Below are 12,724 nucleotides of genomic sequence, written 5' to 3'. Positions count from 1 at the left end.
ACAATATTAATGCAGGAGCGATAGGAATTGAACCTACAACCTCTGGTTTTGGAGACCAGCGCTCTACCAATTGAGCTACACTCCTATAACTTACTCTAAAATCTCAGAAACAACGCCAGAACCAACAGTTCTACCGCCTTCTCTTATCGCAAAACGCAAGCCCTTATCCATTGCTATTGGCACTTGCAACTCCACTTCTATACTTACATTGTCACCTGGCATTACCATTTCTTTTCCATCTAGCAACTTTATACTTCCCGTTACATCGGTCGTTCTTAAATAAAATTGCGGCTGGTAATTTGCAAAAAATGGCGTATGCCTACCTCCTTCCTCTTTCTTCAGTATATAAACCTCTGCCTTAAACTTCTTGTGAGGCTTTATCGACCCCGGCTTTGCTAATACTTGCCCTCGCTCTACTTCTTCTCTTTTTGTTCCCCTCAGTAATATTCCAACATTGAGTCCCGCACTGCCTTTATCCAGCAACTTCTTGAACATTTCCACGCCCGTACATATCGTCTTTTGCGTATCTTTCAAACCTATTATCTCTATTTCATCACCAGTCTTTATTTCTCCACACTCTATCCTTCCTGTTACCACAGTTCCGCGCCCTGATATTGAAAATACATCCTCAATCGGCAATATAAATGGCTTTTCTACAGGTCTTGGTGGAATTGGCACATATTCATCCAATTTTTCCATCAATTTAGCTATTGATTTTTTGCCATATTCGCTATCCTCATCCTCCAGCGCTTTGAGTGCTGAACCAACCACAACAGGCACATCATCTCCAGGATAGCCGTATTTAGTCAACAATTCCCTGATTTCCATTTCCACTAAATCTATCATATCAGGGTCAGCAACATCGGCTTTGTTTATATAGACCACGATACACCCAACTCCAACTTGCTTCGCGAGCAATATATGCTCTCTGGTTTGCGGCATCGGCCCATCAACCCCTGACACCACCAATATCGCTGCATCCATCTGCGCCGCACCTACAATCATATTTTTTACATAATCAGCATGTCCCGGGCAGTCAACATGTGCATAATGGCGAGTCTCACTCTGATACTCAACATGCGCAGTTGCTATTGTTATTCCCCTTTTTCTCTCTTCTGGAGCTTTATCTATCTGATCATACGCCACAAAATTTCCATAATGTTTTGTTATTGCAGCCGTTAACGTCGTCTTTCCATGATCCACATGCCCTATCGTTCCCACATTTACATGCGGCTTTCCAAATGCTTCTACTACTGTTGTCATAATTATTACCCTTAATTATACTTTAGCTTTAACTCATCAACCACATATTGTGGTACTTGCTCATAACAAGAAAAATGCATACTATACTGCGCTCTTCCCTGAGACATAGAACGTAAAACGTTGATATACCCAAACATATTTGCAAGAGGTACCGAAGCAGTAATTATTTTGCTATTATTACCTAAATCTAGCATGTCAGCAACATTCCCTCTTCTACTATTTATATCACCCATCACATCACCCATATATTCTTCAGGAGTAATGATTTCAACTTTCATTATAGGTTCTAGCATTTTAGGACCAGCTTTATTTGCCATTTCCTTAAAAGCACCTTTAGCAGCAAGCTCAAAAGCTAAAGGACTAGAATCAACCTCGTGAAAAGCACCATCAAGAAGAGTAGCCTTAAAATCAATCAATGGGAAGCCAGAAATTATACCACCTTCTTTTATCAACTCCAAGCCATTTTCTACTCCAGGAATATACTCTTTTGGAATAGAGCCCCCTACAATTTTACTTTCAAATTGGAACCCAGAACCAGGCTCAAGAGGTTCAAATTTTATTTTAACCTTAGCAAACTGACCAGCACCACCTGATTGTTTTTTATGAGTGTAATCAATTTCAACAGATTTAGTAATAGTTTCACGATATGCAACCTGAGGAGCACCGACGTTAGCCTCAACGTTAAACTCGCGCTTCATTCTATCAACAATAATCTCAAGATGTAGCTCACCCATACCTTTCAATATAGTCTGTCCGCTTTCCGCATTTACTGACATTCTCAAAGAAGGATCTTCTGCAACTAGCCTATTTAGAGCAACACCTAATTTTTCCTGATCTGAAGTAGTTTTAGGTTCCACAGCGATTTCAATAACGGGCTCAGGAAATTCCATACGCTCCAGTAATATAGGAGAATCAACAGAACATAAAGTATCCCCCGTAGTGGTTTTCTTTAGCCCAACCAAAGCAACTATATCTCCAGCCCTAGCTTCAGTTATATCTTCACGGTTATTTGCATGCATAAGTAACATTCTACCAATCCCTTCAGTTTCATTCTTTAATGCATTTGAAACAGTAGATTTAGATTTTAACTTGCCAGAATAAATACGAATAAATGTTAAAGTTCCAACGAATTTATCTGTCATCACTTTAAATGCAAGAGCTACAAACTTTTCTTTTTCTGAAGGTTTAATCTCGATTTTCTTTTCTGGGTCTTTAGGATCACTCCCGATAATCACATCAACATCAATAGGAGAAGGTAAAAAATCAACCACAGCATCAAGAAGAGGCTGAACACCTTTGTTTTTAAAAGCTGATCCGCATAACACAGGAACAAAATTACCTTTTATAGCCCCAATTCTTACACATTTTTTTAATAAATCCACTGGAATATCATTGGTTTCAAAGTAAATATTCATCACTTCATCGTCCATCTCAGCTGCTGCTTCCAACAAAGCCTTCCTAAATTCTTGAGCTTTACCCAGCAAATCAGAAGGAATATCACCATAAGAAAACTTAGCACCAAGTGTCTCTTCTTCCCATATGATTGATCTCATATCAATAAGATCAATAACACCTTTAAAATCTTTCTCACTTCCTATCGGCAATTGAATGACTAAAGGCACTGCACCAAGCTTGCTTTTTATCATATCAACACAGCGATAAAAATTTGCCCCTATTCTATCCATTTTATTAACAAAACAAATACGAGGAACACTATATTTATCAGCTTGACGCCAAACAGTCTCAGATTGAGGTTCAACACCAGCAACGCCATCAAATACAGCAACTGCACCATCTAAGACTCTTAAAGATCTTTCAACTTCAATAGTAAAATCAACGTGACCAGGAGTATCTATTATATTAATTCTATGATCATTCCAAAAACATGTTGTTGCAGCAGAGGTTATCGTAATTCCGCGTTCTTTCTCTTGCTCCATCCAATCCATAGATGCTGCACCATCGTGCACTTCCCCAATTCTATTTTCTTTACCAGTATAAAATAAAACACGCTCTGTTGTGGTAGTCTTACCAGCATCTATATGAGCCATTATTCCTATATTTCTATACTTAGATATCCCAATTTCCATATTACAATTAATTAACCAACGCTAAAAACGAAGGTGAGAAAATGCTTTATTAGCTTCAGCCATTTTATACTTTTCTTCGCACATCTTGAACGCTCCACCACGTTTGTTGTATGCATCCAATATCTCAGATTGCAAACAATAAGCAGAAGTTTTTCCGCTCTTTTTACGAGCAGCAGAAGCTGCTTTAGCAATCCATCTCAGCGCCAAAGAAACAGCTCTATCCTTTCGAACTTCTACAGGCACCTGATAAGTTGCACCACCAATACGCCGAGAGCGCACTTCTATAGAAGGCGTAACATTTTCCACGGCAGTTTCAAAAATTGCTAATGCACCATCATCCACTTTTTTCTCAGCTAAAGATAAAGCGTCATAAATGATCTTTTCTGCGGTAGATTTTTTACCACACTTCATAATTGTATTAATAAAACGCATCAGCAAAACACTGCCATAACGCGAATCAGGACTGATTTCTCTTTTTTTTGCTTTATTCCGACGAGCCATAAATTTTTAACCAGATTTCTTTACACCATATTTTGAACGAGATTTTTTTCGATTTTGTACACCGCGAAGATCAAGAGCGCCTCTCACTAGATGATAGCGCACACCAGGTAAGTCTTTTACCCTTCCACCACGTATCAGAACAACTGAGTGTTCCTGTAAATTATGACCCTCACCAGGTATATATGCAGTTACCTCACCATATCCAGAAATCCTCACCCTTGCTACCTTACGAAGTGCCGAGTTAGGCTTCTTAGGAGTTGTGGTATATACTTTAGTACAAACACCCCTTCTTTGTGGGTTAGTTTTTCCCAAAGCTGGTACTTTTTTCTTATGGGTTAATCTCAATCTACCCTTGCGTATTAATTGATTTATTGTAGGCATATTTATAACTTCAAGCTTATTAAATTGACTAAGTCTATAGTTATAAAATAATAAACCTCAATAGTCAATATAAAAATAAAAATTACTATTCTAATATTTTACCTTAGGTGCCTCACTAAAAACATCAGCGCTCGCACCTTCAAACGCAGTTCTAATCTGGCATTACAAGCCACTATTGACATATAGCAAGAATTAGCATATGATAGAACTAATATGTAGCATGTGAGGTTATTATGCCACCAAATATAAAAAGCGCTCCCTTTAGGGTTAGTCATAGGGCAATTGAGCCTCAAGAAGAGATAAAGAGAACTTCTACTCCTATTTCTTTCGGAACAACACAGCAGCAAAGTGACGACTCACTTATAATTAATGATAATAGTGATATAGAATGTGAGTTTGAGGATGCGAAGTCTGATTTTGAACACTTTGAAGATATGCTTGCAATTAGAAATGCTGCTGAAAGAGAGAAGAGAATAAAACAGCTAATTAGTGATGGCTTAGATGTTAATGCAACAAAAAATGGTCAGACTATTTTAGATGTTGCTATAGAAAGAAGATGTTCATCAAAAATTGTAGAGTTACTGATAAATAACGGAAGTAAGATAGATACTATTGATCTGAATGGTTGCACTATATTACATAGGTCAGTTCAAAATAGAAATATTAAGGTGGTCAAACTGCTTTTAGAAACTGACAAAAAAGAAATAAATAAACTCCCTTTAGCAAAGTTCTTTCCTAAATGTATATTTGTTCATCAAATCGAACTAGATATTGAAGATAAAAATGGCTTTACTGCTTTAGATTATGCAAAGCAGAATAGTGAGATGTATACTCTGCTTCAAAATTATGGCGGAAAGCATAGTGGAAAGTTTTTGCATTTTCGTAATCTTAATATAGAAGAATTAGATTTGAGCAAACTTGTGACTGATAATGATTACTGTTTTGATGCGCTTGCAAAAGCGTTAGAGATTAAAGATGAGTATAATAGAATAAAAGCCATAGATTGGCTGCTTGAAAACGGAGCCAATATAAATGCTACTAAAAATAACAGAACTCTCCTAAGTGTTGCAGCTGAAGAAGGTAATATTGAAGATGCTGTATTGTTGATAAGAAGAGGAGCTCATGAAGGAATTAATTTTAAGGATAGTGATGGGAAAACATTATTGCTGAGCGCAATTATTCAGAATAAGTTAGGCTATGCAGAATATTTCATAGAGCAAGGCATTGATATTACTACGCTCGACAATAGTGGAAATAATGCATTGCATCATGCTTCTGCAAATTTTGACAAGCTTTCAATCAACTCCACAGAAGTTCATATGATGAGCGCACTTTTTGAAGAACTTGCAGGAAGAGGTGCAGATATTTATGCTAAAAATAATAATAGCTTAACGCCTTTTGAATATGCTTTTCAAGCAAGAATTGCTCCAAACGAAATTGCTCGCTTATTCAAGATATACATAGAAAAAGGCAATAGGAATAAAAACACACAGTTAGTAAAAAATGCTAGATCATCTTCTGGCGAAACGTTGCTAGAATATTTTATTGATAATAAATTATTTGACAGTGCTGAGTCATGCATAAACTTAGGAGCGAATGTAAACCAGCCTTTAAGTAATGGCTCATCTTTACTTTCAAAAGCTTTTCAGAATGGCAATATGGAAGGTGTTAGATTCCTTAGAAAAAACAGGGCAAATGCTAATTTAGGCAATGATGGAAAAAAGAAAAATAATAAGTTATACTTTAGAGCAGCATTTGGATGCGCAGTAGCGTTCTCACTTGGCATGGGAATAGCCGCTACATTCACTTTAGTGAAGATGTCACCTTTAGCGCTAGCAGTTGTAGCCACAACTTCTTTAGTAGCTGTGGTTGTGTCAATCTCTTTATTGATATTATATAAAAAGATCAAATCTGAAAGGCGTAAAAATAGAGCAGCTATTAACAGTTCGACAGCAAGTGCTAATCTTGAAGAGGTAGCAATTAATTTATTTAGTGAGTTGGGTTCCATACCAGAAAGGCTAGCAGAAGCAGGTGCGTTATATTTAGAGATGCGAAAGAGTGCTGAAAGCATATCAGAAAGGATAGGACATAAGCAGGAGTTTATTGAATCAAGATTTCAAAACATACAACAGAGCTTTGGTAGTTTCCAATCATTTAATAACACTAGAGATTCTAATATCTTTAAACGCATTTCTTCAGCGATTAAAGACGCTTTAAATGTATATTCAAACCTTCCTGTTTCCAATTTGCATTTATTGTCACTGTCCTATCATCTGTCATGGGAAATATTTAATGCCATTTTTCACGCAATAACTGACCCAACTCTTGCAAGCACAGTTTTAACTGCAATCAGAGAAAGAAGATGGCCTGAAGACAAGCATTGGTGCGACATATTGAGAAATACGGTACCAAATTTAATAAGAAATCAAGAACTTATGCAAAATGTTATTGTACCAACTCTTACTGACATTTTTAAGAGTTTGTCAGAGTCAGAAGAAGAAAGAAAATTCATGATCTATACTTTAGTTTGTCTTAAGGATGTGATCGATGAAGTTTATACAGCTTCAGCACAAGAATCATTACCTAGAATCTTAGGTACAGAGCTTGCAGGTAGCATTGATAATATAGCAGTAGCTATAAATGACTTATTAAATTGCTATGGTGAAGAAGAAATAGAACAAGCAAAAATTTCAAATGAATTGGACTATTTTATAGGAAAACTTACTTCTGAAGAAACAAGACAGTTTGTTACATATTTAGGAGGGGTGGTAAATACACTCGCAGAATTTCAAGGCCAAATTACGAATAGAGATAAACAGTCTATACGTAAATTAGTAGATTACTGCTTAGATCCAGAGCCTAATGACAAACCAGCCGCTGAGGAATTGTTAAAGTCTATACGTACATATGTAAAAAACAATGTTCGCATTGAACCCAATATCAACAGTAATTTACCTAGTAGTAGTATTGAACAGCTCAATACTACTACACGTGAAAATGTTTCTCTAGTTGCTGGTTTTAGATGTGCCGGTTAATTTTAAATATCTGTTGCTCATAGCGAACACTTCTTCATTTTTAGAAGTTAGTTTCAATATAGCAAGTATGTTGATAAACAATAACGCTGCTATTGAAATGTCAGCAACATCCCAGAGTAATTGAATCTTACCTATGGAGCCAAGCGGGATAATCATGGTAAAAATTACAATCCAGATCTTGGTGTATTTATCATTCATGGACAAATAGCGTATTGTCTGCTTTGAGCAAAAAAACCAAGTGAAAATAGTGGTAAATGCAAAGCAAAACATTATGGCCATAATTAAGTAACCAATATAAGGAGAGCTTATTGCCTTTTTAAAAGCAAATATGCACATATTAGTGCTTTCTAAATCAGTGGTCCAGGAATCTGTCACAAGTAGCACCATTGTTGTGACGAATGCTATAAGCGCAACTATAAATGGTGATATTATGGTGATTAAACTCTGCTCAATAATAAATTTATTATTATTTTTCTTCGGAATTATTGAAGAATGCACAATTCCTTCAAGACCAAGACCTATATCCGTTGCAAAAATGCCTCGCAAAGTTCCTACTTGAACTATAACTAATACTTCCAGAATTAATCCCAAAGATAAACCTGACTTAAAACTACTGGTTGTGAGGAAATTACTAATTATCAACTCTAGAGAAGGCAAGATATTTTCACTGAATTTAAATAATACGGCACCGCAAAGTGCAAGGTAACTTATTGTCATTATTGGAATCATAGCTGATATGACAATTTTAATTTTTTTTAAACTCAGAACTGTAATAATAAAAAAAATTGCAGCCATTGTAATTCCGCCAACAATTACAGGCACACCTATCATATCAAGTGGTATTGAAAGTGAGTTTACCTGTACGAGACTACCAACAGTGATTGAAGCTATCATCATAATAATTAGAAACGCAATTGTAGCTTTTCTAGAATTAAATGCATCAGCCATGTAAGTTATAGGGCCACCTATGAACCTTTTATTTTTTTCCTTTCTATTTTTTATACTCAGGTAACAGGTGACATATTTTATTACAGAAGTGATAACAATAATTATCATCATCCACAAAATGAACCCAGGCCCTCCTGTTTTGAGAGCAATAGCTGTGCCTGAAATGTTTCCTACCCCTAAATTTCCACCTAAAATTGTAAATAGAGCAGCTATGGAAGAAAACTTATTTTCTCCTCTTTTGGCTCCAATAAGCGAAAGTGCGTATGGTAATCTAAATATCTGCAGCCACTTTAGCTTAACAGAAAGGTAAATACCAGTGATTAACATCAGTAATACTGTCGGCAGTAGTAAAACAAACTTTACTATATCCATCTACGTACTAAAAACTAGGATTTTCACTCAGTATACAGGTAAAGTCTAGAAATACCTAAGCTTATTTTTACGAAAATTTATACCATAAAAGCTATGTAAGATTGATCACTCTTTCAAGTGGAGTTCAGATGTATTGGAAAATATTATTGACAGCTTATGGTAAATTATACTAGCATTACAAATTTAATAAACGAGGTAGTATAGTATGGATAAAGTTAGAGTGAAAAAACTGGTATTATCATTAGGGATTGGTATTGTAGTAGGAACTTTTTCATGGTACTTGATAAATTTTACAAGCCCATGCACAGTTGCCAGTGCAATTACTGGCGGGACTATTGGCACTTTGATGACAATGTTGATTATGTCTCACATTACAGAAAACACCACTAATTCAGAACAAGATTGGTTTGTTTTATCTGGAATGGGAGTGACAATTCTTGCCTTTGGTACGGCTGTTATTCTTAATCAAATTGCAAATTCTCTTTTTCCTAATGCTATATTATCAGGATGGCAGGGAGCTTTAACATGTGCAGTGGTAGGTGCTATAACCATGATGGTAGCACAATATATTGAGCACTTGGTTGAAGAAACAATTCTCCCTTTTCATCCAGAAAAAGAGCAACAAAGTTCATTAAGCGAAGTAAGAGTTGAAGCTGTCAATATTTCTCCAGTCAAAAAGTAGTACCACTAATTCTGGATGGATCAACGTGGAAAATTTTCCGGATTATGGCACTTCTTTTTATGCAGAAGTATTGAATTTTTCGCTTATACAGATCTTAATTTTGTATTTCAAGCATTCGGAAAGTTGAGTTGGCATACCATAATTTTTAATAAAATTAGTGCTAATATTAATCTATTAGAGGCAAGAAATATATATCATTCGCACTAGTTTTGGCTGGTATATACTAATTATGGAGGTAAAAAATGACAGATTTTACATTAGAGACTGACAAAGAACTAATCAGCGTTCTCAATAAAATATTCGCTGTCTCGGGTGGTGTAGTAAAGAATATAACCAATGAACAAAAGAACGCTTTATATGGTATTCTAGCTACACAATCGAAAGGCAATGTGCCACCGCCACCACCTCCTCTACCTATATCACTACCTAAAGGCGGTAGAGCTTCTTGGCCTGTTGTTGAAGGGGTGGAAGTGAAAGCAAAAGAGGTTAAAGCAGGAGAAAATGCTATAAAACCTCCTAAACCCACTTGGAAACAGCGTAACAATGAAACTGTGAATTCTATTGTACAGCAAATAAATCAAGGAATTAAGCTTAAGCCTGTAAAAACAAAAGAAAAAGATGGCAAAAAAGAAGAAGTTAATACGGTAAATAAGAAAATATCCACCCTTTCTATCACAACTGTACAAACGTCTAATTTAGCGAGAAAGTAAACTAAAAACATTAACCCTTGGTGTCATTCCAGCGCGTGACGCTGGAATCTAGCCTTTTCGTTATAGACATTATTTTAACATATGCTTCCACAATCTGTTGTTCATTTGTAAGGATTTTTATACCTGGATCCCAGTGTCGTAGCACTGGGATGACAAAAGGAAGATACTGGAATGACAAAAGGAGGAGACTGAGATGACACCCGGTAGTTGATACTTGACACACATCCTATCGCTTCAGGGGATGTTCTTACAGTTGTGCCCTTTCTATTAAGGATCACTGTAAACTGTGGAGACAAAGGATGATAATATGATAAAGGGGAAGTATGGCTTCCCTTTATTCTTAAAATTGTTTATCAAGTACAAGCATCAGCTCATCCCATTCTCTTTTGCTAATTCCACTTTCCTCTCTGGTGATTTTCTCTCCTTTAATTAACTTTCGAACTACTTCTAGCCCTTTTTTTGAAATACAGGCAGAGTCTAAATTGTATTCAACAAAGGCGCTGTAAGCCAATGGAACCCATTTTTTTACTATATCCAGCATAATTTTAGCATAGACTCTGATTTCATATTGGGCATGCTCATCAGCTCTGAGCCTCAAAAAATGAAGAAGATTATGCAGATCTATTTTCCAATAAAATTGTGTATAGTAATTGAGTGTTAGATTTGTACGAGCTATTTCTCTTGCAAGCCCTTGCTCAATAAGTTTTTCATAATGAGAATATACTAAATTAGAGTCAGTTGTGATAGAATCTATTATTTCACTTGAAGTATTCGAATCAAAAACTTCACCGCTACCTTGTTTATTATTATCAGATTGTTTTGCAACCTGCTCTGGTTTTGGTATATAAAATTCATTATCAAGTATTGAATACCTCGCTGAATATTCATTTACATTTGCAGTTCTATGCCTTATCCATTGTCTTGCAATAAAAATAGGAAGTTTCACGTGAAACTTAATTTCACACATTTCAAATGGTGTGGTGTGATGGTGCCTCATTAAATATTTGATGAGCGCTTCGTCTTGACTAACCTGCTTCGTTCCCTTGCCATATGAAACACGAGCAGCCTGAACTATAGCGCTATCAGAGCCCATATAATCTATTACTCGAATAAATCCATGATCCAGTATTTTGTGTTCTTCATATAGAATTTCATCTATCTCTTTTACTGTAGCGCGTTTAGTTGTATAAAATTCTTCATCCATAAAGTGACCTCACATAAAAACAGAAATATCAGCTCCACATGAATTGAGCTTTTCGTGCATTGCCTCATATCCCCTCAATAAGTGATTAGCATTGCTTATTACAGTCTTTTCTCCTGCTACCAAAGAAGCAAGAATCAAAGCTGCTGTTGATCTTAAGTCAGTGGCGCATAAACTAGCCCCAAACAAGCTTTTTACTCCAATTACAGTAGCTTTATTTTTTTCTATACTAATATTAGCGCCCAATTTTCTCAACTCATTTATATGGGTGAATCTATTTTCAAAGATATTTTCCTCAATTGTTGAAGTCCCGTCAGCAATACACATTACAGACATAAGCTGAGGCTGCATATCACTGGGAAAATTTGGATAAGGGTTTGTTGCAACATTAATAGAGTTAATATGGCCATTTTTTCTAGAGATGACAATACAGTCATTATGCGATTCAATGAATTTTTGCGGCTCTAACAAAAGATCAGTAGCTTGGTTTGATGTCATTCCAGTGCGTGACACTGGAATCCAGATGTTTTCTTTTTCTTGGATCTCAGTGTCAGCTACTTGGATGGCAGAAGATTCTGCAATAGGCTGGATATTAGCACCAATAGCCTCCAATTCATTTAAAATGCATTTTATATCTAATATACTTATTCCTTCTAATTTCAATTCACCACCAGTTATTATGGCAGCGAGTGCATACGTGCCTGCTTCTATACGGTCTGGTATTATTTTGTGGGTGCATCCGTTTAATTTTCCCACTCCTTTTATTGTGATGCTATCGTCATAAACATTTATATCTGCTCCCACTTTTTTTAGAAAGTCTATAAGATCAAGCACTTCCGGCTCAATTGCAGCATTATTTATCGTTGTTGCTCCTTCAGCAAGAGTCGCTGCCATGATTATATTTTCCGTTGCTCCAACACTGATTTTCTCAAATGTTATTTCTCTTCCTTGCAATTTTCCTTTTGCTGTTGCGACTATATTATTGCCGTCTATTGCAATCTTAGCTCCCATTTCTTCTAATGCCTTGACGTGCATGTCAACAGGACGCTTTCCGATGTTGCATCCTCCAGGAAGTGTTATCTTTGCTTCACCAAATTTGCTAAGCATTGGACCTAGCATTAAAAAAGATGCTCGTAATTGATTTGCAATTTCATGTTGTGCTGAGTAACTTCTGATATTGCTGCAGTCAATTTCCAAAGTATGATTTGCTTTATAATCTTTATTGTGAGTAAATTTCACTTCTGCTCCAAGGTTTTGTAGTAGGTTAATCATTATCTGCACGTCAACCAAGTCAGGAACATTAAACAAAGTAATCGGTGAACTACATAGCAAACTTGCTGCCATTATAGGCAAAACTGCATTTTTTGAACCATTAATCTTGATTTTTCCGACCAATGGTTTGTAGTTATTTCTTATGAATATCTCGTGCATTTAACTAAGCTAGTCTTATTAAATAAGTATAGTGTGTATATCATACCATCATACTCTGCGGCTGTATACCTTGGAAGGATACAAAAATCTGTGTAGCTGAATATTTATTAGAT

The 12,724-nt window shown here is 36.1% G+C and carries 11 protein-coding genes and 1 tRNA gene; 3 read left to right on the top strand and 9 right to left on the bottom strand.

Annotated elements, in window-relative coordinates:
- Nucleotides 1–12 precede the first annotated feature (12 nt).
- The 5 genes from ASM33_RS00260 to rpsL form a co-directional block, all read right to left on the bottom strand.
- Nucleotides 13–85 (bottom strand) — tRNA-Trp (locus ASM33_RS00260).
- 5 nt (nt 86–90) lie between these two features.
- Nucleotides 91–1,263, bottom strand: a complete 1,173-nt coding sequence (tuf, locus tag ASM33_RS00255) for an elongation factor Tu (RefSeq protein WP_110409550.1) — start codon at nt 1,261–1,263, stop codon at nt 91–93.
- 11 nt (nt 1,264–1,274) lie between these two features.
- Nucleotides 1,275–3,350, bottom strand: coding sequence for an elongation factor G (fusA, locus tag ASM33_RS00250; protein WP_110409551.1), 2,076 nt, complete (start codon nt 3,348–3,350; stop codon nt 1,275–1,277).
- A gap of 21 nt (nt 3,351–3,371) precedes the next feature.
- Nucleotides 3,372–3,851 carry a 30S ribosomal protein S7 gene (gene rpsG, locus ASM33_RS00245; RefSeq protein ID WP_110409552.1) on the bottom strand — a complete coding sequence of 160 codons (480 nt, stop codon included), beginning with the start codon at nt 3,849–3,851 and terminating at the stop codon, nt 3,372–3,374.
- Between the two features lie 6 nt (nt 3,852–3,857).
- Nucleotides 3,858–4,232 carry a 30S ribosomal protein S12 gene (gene rpsL / locus ASM33_RS00240; RefSeq protein WP_110409553.1) on the bottom strand — a complete coding sequence of 125 codons (375 nt, stop codon included), beginning with the start codon at nt 4,230–4,232 and terminating at the stop codon, nt 3,858–3,860.
- 233 nt (nt 4,233–4,465) lie between these two features.
- On the opposite strand from rpsL, the gene ASM33_RS00235 reads away from it, so the two are divergent.
- Complete coding sequence (locus tag ASM33_RS00235; protein WP_110409554.1) at nt 4,466–7,267, top strand: ankyrin repeat domain-containing protein; 2,802 nt, start codon at nt 4,466–4,468, stop codon at nt 7,265–7,267.
- Here the strand turns inward: ASM33_RS00235 and ASM33_RS00230 are convergent.
- Nucleotides 7,238–8,587 (bottom strand): alanine:cation symporter family protein, encoded by a 1,350-nt coding sequence (locus ASM33_RS00230; RefSeq protein ID WP_110409555.1) that lies wholly within the window; start codon nt 8,585–8,587, stop codon nt 7,238–7,240. The two genes, ASM33_RS00235 and ASM33_RS00230, sit on opposite strands and share 30 nt — an antisense overlap.
- Before the next feature lie 205 nt (nt 8,588–8,792).
- Between ASM33_RS00230 and ASM33_RS00225 the strand changes: the two genes are divergently transcribed.
- The gene (locus tag ASM33_RS00225; RefSeq protein ID WP_110409556.1) at nt 8,793–9,269 is read left to right on the top strand and encodes a hypothetical protein; all 477 of its coding nucleotides are present in this window, start codon (nt 8,793–8,795) and stop codon (nt 9,267–9,269) included.
- 242 nt (nt 9,270–9,511) lie between these two features.
- Nucleotides 9,512–9,979 (top strand): hypothetical protein, encoded by a 468-nt coding sequence (locus ASM33_RS00220; RefSeq protein WP_110409557.1) that lies wholly within the window; start codon nt 9,512–9,514, stop codon nt 9,977–9,979.
- Between the two features lie 10 nt (nt 9,980–9,989).
- Here the strand turns inward: ASM33_RS00220 and ASM33_RS08260 are convergent, their stop codons facing one another.
- The 3 genes from ASM33_RS08260 to ASM33_RS00210 form a co-directional block, all read right to left on the bottom strand.
- Complete coding sequence (locus tag ASM33_RS08260; protein ID WP_157956337.1) at nt 9,990–10,202, bottom strand: hypothetical protein; 213 nt, start codon at nt 10,200–10,202, stop codon at nt 9,990–9,992.
- A 117-nt stretch (nt 10,203–10,319) separates the two neighbouring features.
- Nucleotides 10,320–11,183 carry an FAD-dependent thymidylate synthase gene (thyX, locus tag ASM33_RS00215; protein ID WP_110409558.1) on the bottom strand — a complete coding sequence of 288 codons (864 nt, stop codon included), beginning with the start codon at nt 11,181–11,183 and terminating at the stop codon, nt 10,320–10,322.
- Between the two features lie 9 nt (nt 11,184–11,192).
- A complete protein-coding gene (locus tag ASM33_RS00210; protein WP_110409559.1) occupies nt 11,193–12,611 on the bottom strand; it encodes a UDP-N-acetylglucosamine 1-carboxyvinyltransferase in 1,419 nt (472 codons plus the stop codon).
- Between the last annotated feature and the right edge of the window lie 113 nt (nt 12,612–12,724).

It is taken from the genome of Wolbachia endosymbiont of Folsomia candida (assembly GCF_001931755.2).
GTDB lineage: Bacteria > Pseudomonadota > Alphaproteobacteria > Rickettsiales > Anaplasmataceae > Wolbachia.
The sequence above is the reverse complement of the archived record's forward strand: the minus strand, read 5'-3'. Positions and strand labels throughout refer to the sequence as shown.